This is a genomic window from Mesorhizobium sp. B2-4-1, from assembly GCF_006442185.1.
In the GTDB taxonomy this organism is placed as follows: Bacteria; Pseudomonadota; Alphaproteobacteria; order Rhizobiales; family Rhizobiaceae; genus Mesorhizobium.
This window is the reverse complement of record NZ_VFVN01000004.1, coordinates 512573-531056: the sequence shown is the minus strand read 5'-3', so window position 1 is coordinate 531056 and position 18484 is coordinate 512573. Positions and strand designations below refer to the sequence as shown.

The following is an 18484-nucleotide window of genomic DNA, read 5'->3' as shown; positions in this document are numbered from 1 at the left end:
CTCGATCCTCAGCGTTCCTTGACATAAGGCACGCCGCCGGCGCGCGGCGGGATCGCCTTGCCGATGAAACCGGCGAGCAGGATGACGGTGAGAATATAGGGCAGGGCCTGCATGAACTGCACCGGCACCTTGCCGATGAGCGGCAGCGGCGAGCCTTGCAGGCGGATCGACAGGGCGTCGAGGAAGCCGAACAGCAGGCAGGCGAACATGGCGTTGACCGGCTTCCACTTGGCAAAGATCAACGCGGCCAGCGCGATGTAGCCCTTGCCGGCCGTCATGTCCTTCACGAAGCCGCCATTCTGCACCATCGACAGATAGGCGCCGGCGACGCCGGTCAGGATGCCGGTGCAGATCAGCGCCCTGTAGCGCAGCCAGGCGACCGAGATGCCGGCGGTGTCCACGGCGGCCGGGTTTTCGCCGACCGCGCGCAGCCGCAGCCCAAAGCGCGTGCGAAACAGCACCCACCAGGTGAACGGCACCATCGCGAAGGCGAGATAGACCAGTATCGAGTGGCCCGACAGCAGTTCCGAGTAGATCGGCCCGAGAAACGGCACGTCGCGGATCGTCTCGGCGCCGGGCCATGTGATCGCCTCGAACCGCTCGGCTGGTTCCAGCGCCGGCGTGCGCCCGCCTTGCTGGAACCAGGCCTGGCCGAGGATGATGGTCGAGCCGGCGGCGATGAAGTTGATCGCCACGCCGGAAACGATCTGGTTGCCGCGATGGGTAATCGAGGCAAAGCCGTGGATCATGGCGAACGCGACCGAGATCAGGATCGCCATGCCCAGTCCGAGAAAGGCGGAATGGAAGACCGACGCGGCCGCCGCACCGGCGAAGGCGCCGACCAGCATCTTGCCTTCGAGGCCGATGTCGAAGATGCCGGCGCGTTCCGAATAGAGGCCGGCCAGGCAGGCGAGCAGCAGCGGCACCGAGAGGCGGATGGTGGAGTCCAGCGTCTGGACGATGGCGTTGAAGGTGTCCATCTCAGGCGCCTTTTCCCTTGACCGCTTCCATGCCGACCGACCTCGGGCTGAGCGAGGCGAACAGCGCCTGGATGTAAGGCCTGAACATGTGTTCGAGAGCACCGGCGAACAGGATGACCAACCCTTGAATGATCACGATCATGTCGCGGCTGATCGCAGGCATCTCGAAGGCGAGTTCGGCGCCGCCCTGGTAGAGCATGCCAAACAGGATGGCCGCCAGCACGATGCCGACAGGGTGCAGGCGACCCATCAGCGCCACGGCGATGCCGACGAAACCGGCGCCGCTGACGAAGTCGATCGCGACATTGTGCTGGTCGCCCATCACCGGATTGAGCGCCATCATGCCGGCGAGCGCGCCCGAGATCATCATGGCGGTGATGATGATGCGGGTTTCGGAAATGCCGGCATAGCGCGCCGCCTTTGGGCTGTGGCCGTAGGTGCGCATCTCATAGCCGAGCCTGGTGCGCCAGATCAGCAGCCAGACCAGGAAGGCCATGAGCAGCGCGAGCAGGAAGGAGATGTTGAGCGGTGCCGAGCGGATCTTGGCGCCGAACAGCTCGATGACCCAGTTGAGTTTCGGCAATTCCGCGCCCGCCAGGAAGTTGCGCGTCTGCGGCGCCTGCGAGGCTGCCGGTTTCAACGGGCCGACCAGCAGGTAGACCATGATCGAAGCAGCGATGAAGTTGAACATGATGGTGGTGATGACGATGTGCGAGCCGCGCCTGGCCTGCAGATAGGCGGGGATCAGCGCCCACAAGGCGCCCACGGCCGCCGAAGCCACGATGGCCAGCGGAAATGTCAGCCACCATGGCAGCACGCTGTCGAAGGAGAGACAGACGATGGCGATGCCAAGGCCGGCGATGTAGGCCTGCCCCTCGGTGCCGATGTTGAACAGGCCGCAATGCGCTGCTACCGCCACCGAAAGTCCGGTGAAGATGAAGGTGGTGGCATAGAAGAGGGTAAAGGCGATACCTGTTCCCTTGCCGAAGGCGCCCTCGACCAGGATGACGGCGGCACGGAACGGGTTCTCGCCGACCAGAAGCACGACGAAGCCCGCGACGATGAAGGCCACAGACAGATTGATCAGCGGGATCAGCCCATAGTCGGCCCAGGCCGGCAATTTGGCATAGGGCGTGCTCATTGCGCCGCATCCTGGCGCTCAACACCCGCCATCAGCAGGCCGAGTTCGCCCTCGCTCGCCTCCGGCCCGCGTTCGCCGACGATGCGGCCGGCAAACATGACCAGGATGCGGTCGGAGAGCGAGCGGATCTCATCGAGCTCGACCGACACGACCAGCACGGCCTTGCCCTGGTCGCGCATGGCGATCAGGCGCTTGTGGATGAACTCGATGGCGCCGACGTCGACGCCGCGCGTCGGCTGGCCGACGATGAGAACGCCGGGGTCCTGTTCGATTTCGCGCGCGAGCACGATCTTCTGCTGGTTGCCGCCGGAGAAGTTGGCCGTCTTCAGCCGAGGATTGCCGGGGCGGATGTCGTATTTCTCGATCTTGTCCTTGGCATCGGCAACGATGGCGTCGATGTTGAGGAACGGCCCTTTGAGATAGCGGGGATCGTCATGATAGCCGAGGATGGAATTCTCGTTCTCCTCGAAGGCCAGCACCAGCCCGACATGATGGCGATCCTCAGGCACATGGGCGAGGCCGCGGTCGCGCAGTTCGCCGGGATCGGCCTTGCCGGTGAGATCGATCGGCTTGCCCTCGAGCATCACCGAACCGGAAACGGCGTGCCTGATGCCGGAGATCGCCTCGAGCAGTTCGGACTGGCCGTTGCCGGCGACACCGGCGATGCCGACGATCTCGCCGGCGCGCAGGTCGAAGGAGATGTCGTCGACCATGGTGACGCCGCGGGAATCCTTGACCGTCAGGTTCTTGACCGCGAGTTTTACCGCGCCGGCTTCCGCTTCGCCCTTCTCCACCCGCAAGAGCACGCGGCGCCCGACCATCAGTTCGGCCAGTTCCGCGACGGTGGTCTTCTTCGTTTCCCTGGTCGCCACCATCGTGCCCTGGCGCATCACCGAAACCGTGTCGGTGATGGCCATGATCTCGCGCAATTTGTGGGTGATCAGCACCACCGTCTTTCCCTGCTCCTTCAATTGCTTGAGGATGCGGAAGAGGTGGTCGGCCTCGGCCGGCGTCAGCACGCCCGTCGGCTCGTCGAGGATCAGGATCTCGGCGCCGCGATAGAGCGCCTTGAGGATCTCGACGCGCTGCTGCAGGCCGACCGGCAATTCCTCGACGATGGCGTCGGGATCGACCTCGAGGCCGTATTCACGCTCCAGCCGCTCCAGTTCGGAACGCGCCTTGGCGATGCTTTTCTTCAGCAAGGCGTCGCTTTCGGCGCCCAGGATGACGTTCTCCAGGACCGAGAAATTGTCGACCAGCATGAAATGCTGGTGCACCATGCCGATGCCGAGCGCGATCGCATCGTTGGGCGTGCTTATCGATGCCGGCTTGCCGCCGACGCGGATCTCGCCGCTGTCGGCCTGGTAGAAGCCATAGAGAATCGACATCAGCGTCGACTTGCCGGCGCCGTTCTCGCCGACGATGCCGTGGATGGTGCCGCGCGCGATTTCCAGGTTGATGTCGCGGTTGGCGCGCACGGCGCCAAAGCTCTTGTTGATGCCAATCAGTTCGATTGCGGCCAGTTCAATCGCGGCATGCGCCATGCAGCCTGTCCCACTCTTATTTTTTTATCGCTTGGTCAAAATGCCTAGCATGACGCTCCGCCCGTGCCAATTGGCCGGAGCAGCGTCCACTCTCGACAAATCCCGGCGCGCTTGTCAATTTCGAACGTGGCCGAAGCTCTCATATTCGCTAATATGGCAAGCCGATTTGACACTGCGCGCGACACCTGAGGACTTTGCATGACCGTGCCCGCCGACCGGCTGACGACGCTGGAGATCCGCTCCGCCGAGCAGGAGAAGACCATCGAGGAGCTGTCCGGCCAGATCGCCGAGCAGTGGAAGGTGATCGAGCGCATGCAGCGCAAGCTCGACGCGCTGACCGACCGCTTCCTGACGCTGGAGGAACAGGCGGCACCCGACGTGCCGGTGACTAAGCCGCCGCACTGGTAGGGGAGGGAAGCCGAGCGATGGCCAGCGATCGCATCGCAAGAGCCGGCGACTACGTGCTTGGCCTGATGAACGATGCAGAGCGCGAACGGGCCGAGCGCGATCTGGAGATCGATCCCGCCTTTCGCGATGCCGTGGTCCAGCTTGCCGAGCACCTGCATATTTTCGACCGCACCGAAGCCGCCGGTGGCGCGGAGCGCTGGCGGCAGATCACGCAGCGCATCGGCGACTTGCCGCAGATGCGCGCTGTCGGTCTTGAGGACGCTAAACCGGTGATCCGGGGCCCCGCCAAGCCGCATGATGTCGGCTTCTATTCTCTCGGCGACCGGCGCGGACTTGCGGTCGCCATTGGACTGGTCGTGGCTTTCGCATTGGGTTATCTGGCGGGAAAGCTATAGCCCACATTGGCGCGACATCAGCGCCATCGGCTCCCCGTTCTGCCTGAACGGCTCGACGACTATCCAACCAAGCCTCATGTAGTAATCGCGCGCCTCCCACGTGTAGAGATAAAGCGCCTCCACGCCGAGCGATGTGGCATGAGCTTCGATTGCCCTGACCAGCGCAGTGCCGATCCCTCGGTGCTGGTGCTCGGGAGCGATGGCCAGGCCGGCCAGCCATGGTGTCAGATCATGCGCCGGTTCGAGTTCGTCGCGGACCAGCAGGCAGGTCCCGACCGGCACGTCGCCGATCCGGGCCACGAACGCCGTTTCGAAGCCGTCGCCGTGCAGCAGTTTACGAAGTCCGGCCACGTCGTCGTCCAGCGTTCGTCCGGTGCCCGTGAAAAAGGCGGCAACGCGCAATCGCGCCACCGCTGCAATGTCACGTTCGTTCATGGGTTCGACTGTCAACTGCACCATTGGCCTGGGGTCGTGTTTCTTGCGAGACGTCTGCGTCTACCCGGCAGCGACTTCCAAAACAAAACCGCCGGGACCATGCCCGGCGGTTTGCTGTCGGTTTGGCAGATCAATACGGGCAGGCGTTGTCGGCGGTGTAATCGTGCACCTCGACCTTGCCGGCGATGATGTCGGCCTTGGCCTTCTCGACCGCCGCCTTCATTTCGTCGGTCACCAGCGCCTTGTTGTTGTCGTCCATGGCGTAGTCGACGCCGCCTTCCTTGAGGCCGAGATTTTCGACGCCACCCTTGAAGGTGCCGTTCTTGCCGTCCATGAAGGCGGTGTAGACGGCAACGTCGACGCGCTTCAGCATCGAGGTCAGGACCTTGCCGGGCTGGAGGCCGTTCTGGTTGGAATCGACACCGATGCCGAGCTTGCCGGCATCAGCCGCCGCCTGCAGCACACCGACGCCGGTGCCGCCAGCGGCCGCATAGACCACGTCGGAACCCTGGTCGATCTGCGTCTTGGCGATCTCGCCGCCCTTGGCCGGGTCGTTCCAGGCGGCCGGCGTGTCGCCGGTCATGTTCTGGATAACGTCGGTCGCGCCTGCCGATTTGGCGCCGCCGACATAGCCGCATTCGAACTTGCGGATCAGCGGAATGTCCATGCCGCCGACGAAGCTCACCTTCTTCGTCTTGGAGGCCATCGCCGCCATGATGCCGACGAGATAGGAGCCTTCATTCTCCTTGAATACCAGCGAGCGGACATTGGGCAGGTCGACGGCATCGTCGATGATGGCGAAGTTGAGATCGGGATATTCGGTCGCGACCTTCTTCAGCGCATCCTCCCAGGCGAAGCCGGCCATGACGATCGGGTTGTGGCCGTCCTCGGCGAAGCGGCGCAACGCCTGCTCGCGTTGCGAAGCGTTGGAGACCTCGAACTCGACATAGGGGACGCCGGTCTCCGTCTTGAACTTTTCGGCGCCATGGTAGGCCGCCTCGTTGAAGGATTTGTCGAACTTGCCGCCGAGATCATAGAGGATGGCCGGCTGCACATCCGCGGCGAAAGCCGGAAGAACCATTGCAGTTGCGGCCAGAAGGCCGAGAACGATACGTTTCATGTGATCCACACCCTGTCGGTTATTTTTTTCCGTTACGCCCCGCACGCCTGCCCGGTTCTCCGGCATGCGCGCGACGTCAGCCAGGAGTGTATATTCCCCTCCCGCTCAGCGGCAATCTGGCACGGCCCGAAACAAAATTCACGTGGAATTTTGACCTTTTGGAAAAGCATGGCGGGGTGCGATGCCCGTGCCCTTCAGGCGAATTGCCCCGTGCGCCGCTGCCGCCTGTAGCCGATGGCGTAGAGCAGCAAGGCAAGCACCGCGAACACGGCAAAGCCCGGCTGGTTGAGCACCCAGGCGATGGGGCCGTCCCATAGCAGCGGGCCGGCCTTGGCGCGAACGAAGCTTTCAAAGGTGGCGCGCGTGTCGGGCGACACGGCCAGCCAGCTTGCATTGAGCGGGGTCAGCACCAGTGCCGAGGCGGCCACCGTGCGTGTCGTGTCAAGCACCGCCATGATGACCGAAATCGACAGCGCGACCATGGCCGCGAGACGAAAGACGAAGCGAAACATCAGAGACCTTTCCCCTGGCCGATCCTCAACATCTTCCCGAGGATCTCCGGCGGTGTTCCGAAATGAGAAATAGAGCGCATGGGCCCCGTTCGCAATCACGGCACGCGAATTGAATCGCGGCCGACGCAGCCTAGCCGGCCGGCCTGCGCTTGCGCCGGTTGGCGAGCCAGACGGCGAGAATGCCGCCGGCAATGGCGCCGACCACCAGCCCGGCCAGGCCGATGAATGCGGCGAAGTAGCCGCACGCACCCTCAAAGCAACTCACGTCGGTGACATCGGCGATGAGCGAACCGGCCAGGAAACCGCCCACCGAGCCGACGACCGCGCCGAGGATGATGCCGAGCAGCGCGGCGACAATGGAAACGAAGACCGACGGCGCTTCGGCTCGCGGCTTGGCATAAACGGTCTCGGCGCCGGAGCCGCGGCGCAACAGGTAGATGCAAAGCAGGCCGATGGCGATCTCGGCGGCGGTGATGGCCAGGCTTCTGGCGGAGAAGACGAAGCCCGGCACGGCAAGTGCGTAAGCGTGACTTGCCAGCAGCCATATGATCGTGGCGGCCTGCCAGATGGTGAAGTGGCTGGGGAAGCGCGCCGAACGGCCGAAGGCGAGGCCGAGCAGGTAAAGTCCCCATAGGATGGTGATGACGTCGGCGACGAGCCCGCTGAAGAGGAAATAGAAAACGGCGTCCGGCAGGCCTGAACTCCCCACCAGCCACAAGGCCGACGCCAGCCAATAGACCGACAGGGCCATGACGATAACGAGCCAGCCCACCGGGACGTAGGAAAGTCCGCTGTCCGGATGTCGGGCCGGGACATTTCCCTCGGCGGGTGGCTGTCCGTTGCCAGGCGTACCGCCCGGAATTCCGCTGCTTGACGTCATGTTGCGACGATGCCCCCCGCAAAGCCTTTCGGACACTCGACAGGCCGCTCGGGACGAAGTCAAGCGCGGCTGGCCTCGCAGCCTTGCCCGTGCACGTCATCAAGCAGCGATTGAAGTGGCGGGACTCCAAACGGATGTGCCGGCGGCCCCCATGAACGCCGTTTGGCCGGCAAAGCGAATTGACCGCCGTTATGGCTTGGCATTCGGCGCCGGATCGACTAGATGAGCCCCGCGCCTGTTGCTTTGACGGCTCAGGTGCGGGCAGGGAGTCCGCTGGTTGGCGGCGCCCGGTGCGGAAGTTCCGCAGCCCAAAGGGAGAGCATCTCCCCAACCCGCGCGGCGAAACCGGCCGGCGCGAAAGGCAAGGACGGAGAGGTGGCCGAGTGGTTGAAGGCGCACGCCTGGAAAGTGTGTTTACGGGAAACCGTAACGCGGGTTCGAATCCCGCTCTCTCCGCCATCCTGCTTCGCTCTTCGAGCTTCGCAGGATTGGCTCAATCGACAGCGCGAAGCAGGATGCCCTCGGAAGCTTCAGCGTAGGAGGGCAGGGTCATCAACCTTGCCGACCGGCTTGCAGCATTGAAAAAAGCAGCTGGCTGTTTCGAGCGTCTTGGACCGAAATCGCGGCATAGCACCGAGTGATCCTTGGTCGTTCCATGAAAACGCCGCGCACGAGCCGGTTTTGGAATTCCTGGTGATCTGGTAGTGGTAATCCCGATCACAGGAGATGGCATGCCGGACGATGTAATGGTGCGCGACAGCAACGGCGCTCAGTTGAATGACGGCGATTCCGTCACGCTGATCAAGGACCTCAAGGTCAAGGGCACTTCGGAGACGATCAAGCGCGGCACGTTGGTGAAGAACATTCGCCTTAACGGTAATCCCGGTGAGATCGAATGCAGTAACAGGCAAGTGAAGGGCCTGGTGCTCAAAACCGAGTTCGTAAAGAAGGCGTGACCCTCAAGGCGGTCGAGCCGCAGGGGTAGAATGCGTTTACCGGCGGCGAGCCGTTTCGTCGGCCAACCTGTTACCCCTTACGACTGACGATATCGCTGGAGCGCCAGGACGCGTTCACCACTTCAAACTCATTCCGCCGAAAATCTTTATAAGATTCCTATTTCTTTCCGCTTTGCCCCGTCTCGAACCTTTATGGCGATCGGGTCCATATTCCGCTTTGAGAAAAACGTCTGACGCCGTCACCAATCCAGGTTGGCGCGCCGTTTCATGTAGTCGCCAAGCTGCTTCGAGCGGGCGCAAAGTGGAAAAATCAAAGCAAGGACAAGCACAATGGACATCATTGTTCTCGGGATCGGGGTTTTGTTTTTCGCCCTCTCCTTTGCCTACGTCAAAGCCTGCGACAGAATTTGAGCGATCGGGACATGCTTGTCGATTACATCCTCGGTGGCGGCGTGACGTTGTTCCTGCTCGCCTACCTGACATACGCACTGATCCGCCCGGAACGCTTCTGACCGGCGCACGGAAAGCCAAATCATGACTATCAACGGATGGATACAGATCCTCCTCTATTGCGGGATCCTGGTTTTGCTCGTGAAGCCGCTGGGCGGCTACATGCATCGCGTCTTCACCGGCGACCGCAGCTTGCTGTCGCCGGTGCTCGGCCCCGTCGAGCGGGGCCTTTATCGCCTGGCTGGAACCGGCGACCAGGAGCAGCACTGGACGGGCTATGCCGCCGCCATGCTGTTGTTCAACCTTGCCGGTTTCCTGGCGCTCTATTTCCTCCAGCGCCTGCAAGGCGGCCTGCCCTACAACCCGGCCGGCATGAGCGCGGTCGAACCGGGGCTCGCCTTCAACACCGCGGCCAGCTTCATGACCAACACCAACTGGCAGAACTACGGCGGCGAGAGCACGATGTCCTATCTCGTGCAGATGGCCGGCCTCACAGTGCAGAACTTCCTGTCGGCGGCCACCGGCATCGCCATCGCCATGGCGCTGATCCGCGGCTTTGCCCGCGCTTCCGGCAAGTCGATCGGGAATTTCTGGGTCGATATGACCCGTGCCACGCTCTACGTGCTTTTGCCGCTCTGCGTCGTGCTCACCCTGGTCTATGTCTGGCTCGGAATGCCGCAGACGCTGGGAGCCTATGTCGGCGCCACCACGCTCGAAGGCGCGCAGCAGACCATCGCCGTCGGGCCGGTCGCCTCGCAGATCGCCATCAAGATGCTCGGCACCAATGGCGGCGGCTTCTTCAACGCCAATGCCGCGCATCCCTTCGAGAATCCGGACGCCATCTCCAACCTGATCCAGATGCTGTCGATCTTCGCCATCGGTGCTGCCTTGACCAACGTCTTCGGCCGCATGGTCGGCAACCAGCGCCAGGGCTGGGCGATCCTGGCCGCCATGGGCGCGCTGTTCATCGCCGGGGTTGCGGTCTGCTATTGGGCGGAAGCCGCCGGCAATCCGCTGGTCCATGCGCTGGGCATCGAGGGCGGCAATATGGAAGGTAAGGAAACCCGCTTCGGCATCGCGCTTTCGGCGCTGTTCGCGGTCATCACCACGGCGGCTTCCTGCGGCGCGGTCAACGCCATGCATGACAGTTTCACCGCGCTCGGCGGCATGATCCCGCTCATCAACATGCAGCTCGGCGAAGTCATCGTCGGCGGCGTCGGCGCCGGCTTCTACGGAATGCTGATGTTCATCCTCATCGCCGTCTTCGTCGCCGGCCTGATGGTCGGGCGCACGCCCGAATATTTGGGCAAGAAGATCGAGGCCAAGGAGGTCAAGATGGCGATGCTGGCAATCCTGTGCCTGCCGCTGGCGATGCTGATCTTCACGGCCATCGCGGTGGTCCTGCCGAGCGCCGTGGCATCGATCGCCAATGGCGGTCCGCACGGCTTCTCCGAGATCCTCTACGCCTATACGTCGGCGGCGGCGAACAACGGCTCGGCCTTCGGCGGCCTCACCGGCAACTCGCCCTGGTACAACATCACGCTGGGCCTCGGCATGCTCATGGGCCGCTTCCTGGTCATCATCCCGGCGCTCGCCATCGCCGGCTCGCTGGCGGCGAAGAAGACCGTGCCCGCCTCGGCCGGCACCTTCCCGACCGACGGCCCGCTGTTCGTCGGGCTGCTGGTCGGCGTCATCGTCATCGTCGGCGGCCTGACCTTCTTCCCGGCACTCGCCGTCGGACCGATCGTCGAGCATCTGGCCGCCATCCACGGGCAGACATTCTGAGACGGAAGTGTCCTGGCTGAAACGGAAATGTCCTGGTTCAACAACAGGCATCGCAACGATCGCCATCCCGCCGACAACGGAAAGGAGGAACGGCCTCCTCCTTTCCCCACCATGTCGACATTCCTCGGCATCGCCGCCGTCATGATCGTTCTGTGGTTGCTGGCCTACGGGCTTCCGCATCTTCTTTCGGCATCCGACCGCTCGGTGCCGCTCACCAACACCGAAGCTGGAGCTTCAAAATGAGCCAGTCAAAATCAGCGAGCATCATGGATGCCGGCATCCTATGGCCCGCCATCGGCGGCGCCTTCAGAAAGCTGAACCCACGCACATTGGCCAGGAACCCGGTAATGTTCGTCGTTGCCGTCGTCTCGGCGCTGACATCAGTGCTTTTCGTCAAGGACCTCGCCAGCGGCGGCGGCAATCTCGGCTTCACCATCCAGATCATCATCTGGCTGTGGTTCACCGTGCTGTTCGCCAACTTCGCCGAAGCCGTCGCCGAAGGCCGCGGCAAGGCGCAGGCCGATTCGCTGCGCAAGGCGCGCACCGAGACCCAGGCCAAGCTCCTGACCGGCGAGGACCGGACGAAATTCAAGCTGGTGCCCGGCACCAGCCTGAAGGTGGGCGACGCCGTGCTGGTCGAGGCCGGCGACATCATCCCCTCCGACGGCGAGGTGATCGAAGGCGTGGCTTCGGTCAACGAGGCGGCGATCACGGGCGAATCGGCGCCTGTCATTCGCGAATCCGGCGGCGACCGCTCCGCGGTCACCGGCGGCACGCAGGTGCTCTCCGACTGGATCCGCGTGCGCATCACCGCCGCCGCCGGCCACACCTTTCTCGACCGCATGATCTCGCTGGTCGAGGGCGCCGAGCGCCAGAAGACCCCGAATGAGATCGCGCTCAACATCCTGCTGGTCGGCATGACGCTGATCTTCGTGCTGGCCACCGCTACCATCCCGAGCTTCGCTTCCTATTCGGGGGGCTATATCCCGGTCACGGTGCTCGTCGCTTTGTTCGTGACCTTGATCCCGACCACTATCGGCGCGCTTTTGTCGGCCATCGGCATCGCCGGCATGGACCGTCTGGTGCGCTTCAATGTGCTCGCCATGTCCGGCCGCGCCGTGGAGGCGGCCGGCGACGTCGACACGCTTTTGCTCGACAAGACCGGCACGATCACGCTCGGCAACCGCCAGGCGACCGAATTCCGCCCGGTGAAGGGCGTCACCGAGCAGGAACTGGCCGATGCGGCACAGCTTGCCTCGCTCGCCGACGAAACGCCGGAAGGCCGCTCGATCGTCGTGCTGGCCAAGGAGAAATACGCCATCCGCGCCCGCGACATGGCGACACTGCACGCCACCTTCGTGCCCTTCACCGCGCAGACCCGGATGAGCGGCGTCGACATAGACGGCTCCTCCGTGCGCAAGGGCGCGGTCGATTCCGTGCTCGCCCATGTCAACCAGTCGACCGTCGCCAGCCACGCAACGCGCCCGAACAGCGATACGATCAGGGATCTCCAGGCGATCGCCGACGAGGTCGCCAAATCGGGCGGCACGCCGCTTGCGGTCGAGCGCGACGGACGCCTGCTCGGCATCGTGCACCTCAAGGACATCGTCAAGGGCGGCATCCGCGAACGCTTCGCCGAGCTGCGCAGCATGGGCATACGCACGGTGATGATCACAGGGGACAATCCGATGACGGCGGCGGCCATCGCGGCCGAAGCCGGCGTCGACGACTTCCTTGCCCAGGCGACGCCGGAGGACAAGCTGAAACTGATCCGCGACGAGCAGGCCAAGGGCAAGCTGGTCGCCATGTGCGGCGACGGCACCAACGACGCGCCGGCCCTTGCCCAGGCCGACGTCGGCGTCGCCATGAACACCGGCACGGTGGCCGCGCGGGAAGCAGGCAACATGGTGGACTTGGACTCCGATCCGACCAAGCTGATCGAGATCGTCGAGATCGGCAAGGCGCTGCTGATGACGCGCGGTTCGCTGACCACCTTCTCCATCGCCAATGACGTGGCTAAGTACTTCGCCATCATCCCGGCCATGTTCGCCGTGTTCTACGTCGCACCCGGCCACACCACAGGTCCGCTGCAGGCGCTCAACATCATGCATCTGGCGACGCCGCAGAGCGCCATCCTGTCGGCCATCATCTTCAACGCGCTGATCATCATCGCGCTGATCCCGCTGTCGCTGCGCGGCGTCAAATACCGGGCAATCGGCGCCGGGGCGCTGCTCAGCCGCAACCTGCTCGTCTACGGCCTCGGCGGCATCATCGTGCCGTTCGCCGGCATCAAGATTATCGACATGGCCGTCACGGCCCTCGGCCTTGCATAAGGGATCACTCCGATGCTCAAGCAAATCAGACCCGCGATCGTCATGATAGTCTTCTTCACCGTGCTGACCGGGCTCATCTATCCCCTCGGCATGACCGGCATCGCCCAGGCGCTGTTCCCGAAACAGGCCAATGGCAGCCTGATCGAGAAGGACGGCAAGGTGGTCGGTTCCGAACTGATCGGCCAGGCCTTCGCCAGCGAACGCTATTTCCACGGCCGGCCATCGGCCGCCGGCAATGGCTACGACGCCGGCGCCTCCAGCGGCTCGAATCTGGGTCCGTCCAACCCCAAGCTGATCGAGCGCATCAAGGGCGACGCGGCGAAGCTGAAGGCCGAAAACCCCGATGCGCCGGTTCCAATGGGCCTCGTCACGACATCGGGCAGTGGGCTCGATCCTGACATCAGCCCCGACGACGCTTATTTCCAGGTTCCCCGTGTCGCCGAGGCAAGGGGCATCGATGAAGCCAAGGTCAAGGCGCTCGTCGACAGCCATGTCGAGGACCGGGAGCTCAGCGTGCTGGGCGAGCCGGTGGTCAATGTGCTGGTCCTTAACCTCGCATTGGACGACACAGCCAAGCAATGAAGAACAGCGCCGGGGATCGACACCGTCCCCGGCGCCGTTCAAACTGGATGCCGATGCCGGACGAGAGAAGCAACGTCGAAAACAGACCTTCCCCCGACGCGCTGCTCGAGCATGCCGAGCGCGAGGGCCGCGGGCGTCTGCGCATCTTTCTGGGCGCGGCACCCGGCGTCGGCAAAACCTATGAAATGCTGATGTCGGGACGCGCCAGGCTGGCCGACGGCATCGACGTGGTGATCGGCGTGGTCGAGACGCACGGCCGCAAGGAAACCCTGGCCCTCGTCGAGGGCTACGAGGTCATTCCGCGCCGCCCGGTCGAATACAAGGGACGCACCCTCGACGAGATGGACATAGACGCCATCCTGGCACGCCGCCCGGCACTGGTCCTGGTCGACGAACTCGCCCACACAAACGCGCCCGGCAGCCGTCACCCCAAGCGCTATCTCGACGTGCAGGAAATCCTGGCGCGCGGTATCGACGTCTACACGACGCTCAACATTCAGCATGTCGAAAGCCTGAACGACGTCGTCGCCCAGATCACGCGGGTCAGGGTGCGCGAGACGGTTCCCGATTCCATCATCGACCGGGCCGACGACGTCGAAATCATCGATCTGACACCCGACGACCTGATCAAGCGGCTGGAGGAAGGCAAGGTCTATTTCCCCAATACCGCCCAGCGCGCCATCGAGAACTATTTCTCGCCCGGCAACCTTACGGCGCTGCGCGAGCTGGCGCTGCGCCGCACCGCCCAGCGTGTCGACGAACAACTGCTCAACCACATGCAGTCCCATGCCATCCAGGGCCCATGGGCGGCGGGGGAAAGGGTGCTCGTTTGCCTCGACGCGCGTCCGGGCGGGGCGGCGCGCGTGCGCTATGCGCGCAGGCTGGCCGACAGGCTCCGTGCGCCATGGACGGCGCTTCATGTCGACACCCCCCGTTCGGCCGCCATGTCGGAAGAAGAGAAGGACAGGCTGGCGAACCATCTGCGCCTCGCCGAGCAGCTCGGCGCCGAGGTGACGACCATTCCGGGCCAGAACGTCGCGCAGGACATCGTGCGCCATGCGACGGCGAACAATTTCACCCATATCGTAATCGGCAGGCCGACCCGGTCGCGCTGGCGGGAATTGATCGAGGGCTCGCTCACCTATGATTTGATCCGCAATGCCGGCGACATCAGCGTCCATGTCATCTCGGGAACCGAGCGCGATACCGACGCAGCATCGAGAAAGGTCAGGACGGCGGCCGAGCAGCGGCCGTTCCAGATATGGCCGTATCTGTTCGCCACGGCCTATGTCGCGGGCTCGCTGGCCGTCGGCACGGTTCTCGATCAGTTCCTCGACGTGCGCAATCTGGCGATCGTGCTGCTGCTGGCGGTACTGACATCGGCGGTGACGTTCGGACTGTGGCCGGCCTTGTACGCCTGTTTCCTGAGCGCCCTTGCCTTCAACTACTTCTTCCTCGAGCCGCGCTACACGCTGACGATCAGGGATCCCGAGAGCATCGTTGCGTTTGCCGTCTTCCTCGTCGTTGCCGTCATCGCCAGCAACCTGACGGCGCGCGTGCAGCGTCAGGCCGCCGCCGCCCGCTCACGGGCGCGGGCCACGGAGGATATCTATCTGTTTTCCAAGAAGCTTGCCGGCGCCGGCACGCTCGACGACGTTCTGTGGGTCACGGCCTTCCAGATCGCCTCGATGCTGAAATTGCGGGTCGTGCTGCTTTTGCCCGAAAACGGCGCCATTACCGTCAAGGCGGGCTATCCGCCCGACGACACGCTGGCGGAGGCCGACATCGCCGCCGCCCGCTGGGCCTGGGAGCACGATCGCGCCGCCGGCCGCGGCGCCGATACGCTGCCCGGTGCGAAGCGGCTCTATCTGCCGCTGCGCACCGGGCGCACGGCGGTCGGCGTGGTCGGCCTCGACAACGACAAGCAGGGTCCGCTGCTGACGCCCGAGCAGCAGCGGCTGCTCGACGCGCTGGCCGACCAGGCAGCGGTCGCCATCGAGCGCATCCAGCTCGTCGCCGATGTCGACCGTGCCAAGCTCGCGGCCGAAGCCGACAGGCTGCGCTCGGCGTTGCTGACCTCCATCTCCCATGATCTGAAGACGCCGCTCGCCGCCATCATGGGCGCGGCCGGCACCCTCAGGGAGTTCGCGCCTGATCTGCCCGAGCAGGACCGGACGGAGCTGTTGTCGACGGTGGTCGACGAAGCGGAGCGGCTGAACCGCTTCATCGCCAATCTGCTCGACATGACCAAGATCGAATCCGGTGCGATGGAGCCCAACTATGCGCTGCATTATGTCGGCGACGCCGTCGGCACCGCGCTCGATCGCGCCCGCAAGATCACCAGCGAGCACAAGATCGAGGTCGATATTCCGCCCGACCTGCCGATGCTGAAGCTCGACCCTGTGCTGTTCGAGCAGGTCCTGTTCAATCTGCTCGACAATGCGTCGAAATATTCGCCGCCCGGCTCGACGATCCGCCTGCAGGGCTGGACCGACATCGGCTCCGTCGTGCTTCAGATCATGGATGAGGGATTGGGCATCCCTCCGCAGGATCTTGAGCGCGTGTTCGATACTTTCTACCGGGTGCGCAAGGGCGACCAGGTGCGCGCCGGCACCGGGCTCGGCCTGTCGATCTGCCGCGGCTTCATCGAGGCGATGGGCGGCACGATCTCGGCCGCCAACCGGACCGACCGTTCGGGTGCTGCCTTCACCATCAGGATGCCGGTGCCGGCGGAGTTGCCCAACATCGGCAATCGCATCGGCTCCAGCGCGGATCAGCCTCGATGACCAATTCGAACGTCAGGATATTGGTCGTCGATGACGAGCCGCCGATCCGCAAGTTGCTCCGGGTCGGCCTCGCCAGCCAGGGCTACGCGGTCAGCGAGGCGCCGAACGCCAAGGCGGCTATCGAGCTGATGGTGCAGGAAAAACCGGATCTCGTGCTGCTCGACCTTGGCCTGCCCGGCATGAGCGGCCATGAACTGCTGCGCAAATGGCGCGACGACGGCCTCGATATCCCGGTGGTCATTCTCTCCAGCCGCGCCGACGAGGCCGGCATCGTCGACGCGCTCGAACTCGGCGCCGACGACTACATCACCAAGCCGTTCGGAATGAACGAGCTGGTGGCGCGCATCCGTGTGGCACTGCGGCACAAGTTCCAGCAGCAGGGCGAGAGGCCGGTGTTCCACACCGGTGATCTCAGCGTCGACCTGGTCAAGCGCATCGTCAAGGTCGGGGGCAAGGAGGTGAAGCTGTCGCCCAAGGAGTACGATATTCTGCGCATTCTCGTGCAGTATGCGGGCAAGGTTCTCACGCACCAGTTCCTGCTGAAGCAGGTGTGGAACGATTCGACCGACGTGCAGTATCTGCGGGTCTATGTCCGGCAGTTGCGGCAGAAGATCGAGAAGACGCCGGACCAGCCGCGCTACATCACCACCGAGACCGGCGTCGGCTACCGCCTGCGCGAGGTCGAATGAGCGTTGCCTGGCCTGATTAGCCGACAGCTTCCGGCAGCCGGTTCGCGGTCGTCGATGTGCGCAGGGCGGCGAGGCAGCCAATGATGCCGAGCGGCACGAAGGCGAGGAACAGCCAGGTTGCCACATCAGCCGCCGCGTCCCGGTTCAGGCCTTGCGAGAAGCCGCTGGCATTGGCGACGATGCCGGCAAGGGCGGCACCCACCGCATAACCGATGCGCTGCATGGTCGGCACCGCGGCCGAGGCGATGGTCTGCTCATCTTCCGGCGCGGAGGCCACGATGACGCGCGTCAGGAACGGCCAGGCAACGCCGAAGCCGCCACCCTGCAAAAGGGCGCATACCAGGATCAGCGGGATCGAGCCTGCCGGGATGGTGTAGGCGAAACCAGCCAGGCCGGTGGCGATCATCAGGGCGCCGATGACGATGATCAATCTCTCACGCTCCTGTGGCGCGTTGGCGACAAGGATCGACAGGATCGACCAGGCGATCGATTCGGCGGCGATGATGTAGCCGGTGGTCAGGAGCGGAACGTGGTGCAGCGTGGTCAGAAGCAGCGGGCCGTAAATGGCAAAGGAACAGGTCGCCACCGAGAAGGCGGCGACCATGGTCATGCCGCTGCCGACCGGCGTGCGCCACGAGAACAGCTGCGAGGGGAAAAGCCGAGATTTCGGCTTCAGCGCATCGATACGGAAAAACAACACAAGGCCGACCAGGCCGAGCACCATCAGCAGCGATGAGCGCAGAAGGGCGATGTCGACGCCCGCCGAGGCGATCAGCACGACGGCGACGGCAAGGCAGCCAAGCGCTATGAGCGGGAAGGGTGGTGCCTTGCCCGCGCCGGCACTAGGCCTCGTCGCTTCCGGCGTGTCGAGCACGACGAAGCTCGCCAGCGCCATCGCCGCACCGCCGAACACGAAGATGCCGAACGCCCAGCGCCATGACAGAAGCTCTGTCATGATCGCGCCAAGCATCGGCCCGCTGAAGGCGGCGACGCCCCAGATCGCCGACATGATACCGAAAAGCTGCGGCCAGATGGCCCGCGGAAACAGGCGCTCCACCGAGACAAAAGCCAGCGACACCAGCGCGCCGCCGCCCAGGCCCTCGATCAGGCGCCCGGCCAGGAACAATTGCATCGAGGGCGCGGTGGCGCAGATCAGCGCGCCGGCCGCGTAAAGCAGCCCCGCGACCACCATGTTGGTGCGCAGCGCCACATAGCTGACCAGCCGTCCGGCCGCGGCACCGGCGACGATGGCGCCCAGTTCATAGATCGCCAGCGACCAGCCGACGAGCTGCACGCCCGCCAGTTCGCCGATCATGGCGGGCATGACGGTCGCCAACATCGTCTCGTTGGTGGCGTGCAGCAGGATGCCGAGGCTGATGAAGCAGAAGCGCGCGAGGTCGCCGCTCGCCCACAATGCGCGCCAGTCGACCCTGTTTGTGCTGATGTCGGTCACTTCGGTCCCTCGAATTTCATATCCCGATGCAAACG

At 64.2% G+C, this 18484-nt stretch carries 18 protein-coding genes and 1 tRNA gene; 11 read left to right on the top strand and 8 right to left on the bottom strand.

The window, feature by feature from the left end; genetic code table 11:
• Positions 1–8: 8 nt before the first annotated feature.
• The 3 genes from FJ949_RS14270 to FJ949_RS14260 are packed head-to-tail and all read right to left on the bottom strand — an operon-like array spanning position 9 to position 3650.
• Positions 9–980 carry an ABC transporter permease gene (locus FJ949_RS14270; RefSeq protein ID WP_140496358.1) on the bottom strand — a complete coding sequence of 324 codons (972 nt, stop codon included), beginning with the start codon at positions 978–980 and terminating at the stop codon, positions 9–11.
• Between the two features lies 1 nt (position 981).
• On the bottom strand, positions 982–2121 hold the full coding sequence (locus tag FJ949_RS14265) for an ABC transporter permease (protein WP_140496356.1): 1140 nt from the start codon (positions 2119–2121) through the stop codon (positions 982–984).
• Positions 2118–3650, bottom strand: a complete 1533-nt coding sequence (locus FJ949_RS14260; RefSeq protein ID WP_140496476.1) for an ABC transporter ATP-binding protein — start codon at positions 3648–3650, stop codon at positions 2118–2120. The genes FJ949_RS14265 and FJ949_RS14260 overlap by 4 nt, the downstream gene beginning before the upstream one ends.
• 213 nt (positions 3651–3863) lie before the next feature.
• Between FJ949_RS14260 and FJ949_RS14255 the strand changes: the two genes are divergently transcribed.
• A complete protein-coding gene (locus tag FJ949_RS14255; protein ID WP_140496354.1) occupies positions 3864–4073 on the top strand; it encodes a SlyX family protein in 210 nt (69 codons plus the stop codon).
• A 17-nt stretch (positions 4074–4090) separates the two neighbouring features.
• Positions 4091–4468, top strand: coding sequence for a hypothetical protein (locus FJ949_RS14250; protein ID WP_140496352.1), 378 nt, complete (start codon positions 4091–4093; stop codon positions 4466–4468).
• Here the strand turns inward: FJ949_RS14250 and FJ949_RS14245 are convergent.
• From FJ949_RS14245 to FJ949_RS14230, 4 genes are all read right to left on the bottom strand, one after another.
• A complete protein-coding gene (locus tag FJ949_RS14245) occupies positions 4463–4903 on the bottom strand; it encodes a GNAT family N-acetyltransferase (RefSeq protein ID WP_224518922.1) in 441 nt (146 codons plus the stop codon). The two genes, FJ949_RS14250 and FJ949_RS14245, sit on opposite strands and share 6 nt — an antisense overlap.
• A 130-nt stretch (positions 4904–5033) precedes the next feature.
• Complete coding sequence (locus FJ949_RS14240; protein WP_140496350.1) at positions 5034–6023, bottom strand: BMP family ABC transporter substrate-binding protein; 990 nt, start codon at positions 6021–6023, stop codon at positions 5034–5036.
• Positions 6024–6217: 194 nt separating this feature from the next.
• Positions 6218–6535: a hypothetical protein gene (locus tag FJ949_RS14235; RefSeq protein WP_140496347.1), complete on the bottom strand. Its 318-nt coding sequence runs from the start codon at positions 6533–6535 to the stop codon at positions 6218–6220.
• Between the two features lie 130 nt (positions 6536–6665).
• On the bottom strand, positions 6666–7307 hold the full coding sequence (locus FJ949_RS14230) for a hypothetical protein (protein ID WP_246674114.1): 642 nt from the start codon (positions 7305–7307) through the stop codon (positions 6666–6668).
• A gap of 477 nt (positions 7308–7784) precedes the next feature.
• Between FJ949_RS14230 and FJ949_RS14225 the strand changes: the two genes are divergently transcribed.
• The 9 genes from FJ949_RS14225 (at position 7785) to FJ949_RS14185 (ending at position 16996) form a co-directional block, all read left to right on the top strand.
• Positions 7785–7874, top strand: a tRNA-Ser gene (locus FJ949_RS14225).
• A gap of 272 nt (positions 7875–8146) precedes the next feature.
• Positions 8147–8371, top strand: a complete 225-nt coding sequence (locus FJ949_RS14220) for an alkylphosphonate utilization protein (protein ID WP_140496346.1) — start codon at positions 8147–8149, stop codon at positions 8369–8371.
• Between the two features lie 422 nt (positions 8372–8793).
• The gene (gene kdpF, locus FJ949_RS14215; protein WP_015315765.1) at positions 8794–8883 is read left to right on the top strand and encodes a K(+)-transporting ATPase subunit F; all 90 of its coding nucleotides are present in this window, start codon (positions 8794–8796) and stop codon (positions 8881–8883) included.
• Positions 8884–8905: 22 nt separating this feature from the next.
• A complete protein-coding gene (gene kdpA / locus FJ949_RS14210; RefSeq protein ID WP_140496345.1) occupies positions 8906–10606 on the top strand; it encodes a potassium-transporting ATPase subunit KdpA in 1701 nt (566 codons plus the stop codon).
• Between the two features lie 27 nt (positions 10607–10633).
• Entirely contained in the window at positions 10634–10849 is a 216-nt protein-coding gene (locus tag FJ949_RS14205; RefSeq protein WP_140496344.1) for a hypothetical protein, read from the top strand.
• On the top strand, positions 10846–12939 hold the full coding sequence (kdpB, locus tag FJ949_RS14200) for a potassium-transporting ATPase subunit KdpB (RefSeq protein WP_140496343.1): 2094 nt from the start codon (positions 10846–10848) through the stop codon (positions 12937–12939). Before FJ949_RS14205 ends, kdpB begins: the two co-directional genes overlap by 4 nt.
• Before the next feature lie 12 nt (positions 12940–12951).
• Positions 12952–13521 (top strand): potassium-transporting ATPase subunit KdpC, encoded by a 570-nt coding sequence (gene kdpC, locus FJ949_RS14195; protein ID WP_140496342.1) that lies wholly within the window; start codon positions 12952–12954, stop codon positions 13519–13521.
• Positions 13522–13574: 53 nt separating this feature from the next.
• On the top strand, positions 13575–16307 hold the full coding sequence (locus FJ949_RS14190; protein WP_140496341.1) for a sensor histidine kinase KdpD: 2733 nt from the start codon (positions 13575–13577) through the stop codon (positions 16305–16307).
• A complete protein-coding gene (locus FJ949_RS14185; protein ID WP_140496340.1) occupies positions 16304–16996 on the top strand; it encodes a response regulator transcription factor in 693 nt (230 codons plus the stop codon). The genes FJ949_RS14190 and FJ949_RS14185 overlap by 4 nt, the downstream gene beginning before the upstream one ends.
• A gap of 16 nt (positions 16997–17012) precedes the next feature.
• On the opposite strand, the gene FJ949_RS14180 is transcribed toward FJ949_RS14185, so the two are convergent.
• Positions 17013–18449, bottom strand: coding sequence for an MFS transporter (locus tag FJ949_RS14180; RefSeq protein ID WP_140496339.1), 1437 nt, complete (start codon positions 18447–18449; stop codon positions 17013–17015).
• Between the last annotated feature and the right edge of the window lie 35 nt (positions 18450–18484).

Excerpts from the sequence above, each read along its gene's own strand:
- FJ949_RS14270 (WP_140496358.1), bottom strand. The coding sequence starts at position 980 with ATGGACACCTTCAACGCCATCGTCCAGACGCTGGACTCCACCATCCGC.
- FJ949_RS14265 (WP_140496356.1), bottom strand. The coding sequence starts at position 2,121 with ATGAGCACGCCCTATGCCAAATTGCCGGCCTGGGCCGACTATGGGCTG.
- FJ949_RS14255 (WP_140496354.1), top strand. The coding sequence starts at position 3,864 with ATGACCGTGCCCGCCGACCGGCTGACGACGCTGGAGATCCGCTCCGCC.
- FJ949_RS14250 (WP_140496352.1), top strand. The coding sequence starts at position 4,091 with ATGGCCAGCGATCGCATCGCAAGAGCCGGCGACTACGTGCTTGGCCTG.
- FJ949_RS14245 (WP_224518922.1), bottom strand. The coding sequence starts at position 4,903 with ATGAACGAACGTGACATTGCAGCGGTGGCGCGATTGCGCGTTGCCGCC.
- FJ949_RS14240 (WP_140496350.1), bottom strand. The coding sequence starts at position 6,023 with ATGAAACGTATCGTTCTCGGCCTTCTGGCCGCAACTGCAATGGTTCTT.
- FJ949_RS14235 (WP_140496347.1), bottom strand. The coding sequence starts at position 6,535 with ATGTTTCGCTTCGTCTTTCGTCTCGCGGCCATGGTCGCGCTGTCGATT.
- FJ949_RS14220 (WP_140496346.1), top strand. The coding sequence starts at position 8,147 with ATGCCGGACGATGTAATGGTGCGCGACAGCAACGGCGCTCAGTTGAAT.
- kdpF (WP_015315765.1), top strand. The coding sequence starts at position 8,794 with ATGCTTGTCGATTACATCCTCGGTGGCGGCGTGACGTTGTTCCTGCTC.
- kdpA (WP_140496345.1), top strand. The coding sequence starts at position 8,906 with ATGACTATCAACGGATGGATACAGATCCTCCTCTATTGCGGGATCCTG.
- FJ949_RS14205 (WP_140496344.1), top strand. The coding sequence starts at position 10,634 with ATGTCCTGGTTCAACAACAGGCATCGCAACGATCGCCATCCCGCCGAC.
- kdpB (WP_140496343.1), top strand. The coding sequence starts at position 10,846 with ATGAGCCAGTCAAAATCAGCGAGCATCATGGATGCCGGCATCCTATGG.
- kdpC (WP_140496342.1), top strand. The coding sequence starts at position 12,952 with ATGCTCAAGCAAATCAGACCCGCGATCGTCATGATAGTCTTCTTCACC.
- FJ949_RS14190 (WP_140496341.1), top strand. The coding sequence starts at position 13,575 with ATGCCGGACGAGAGAAGCAACGTCGAAAACAGACCTTCCCCCGACGCG.
- FJ949_RS14185 (WP_140496340.1), top strand. The coding sequence starts at position 16,304 with ATGACCAATTCGAACGTCAGGATATTGGTCGTCGATGACGAGCCGCCG.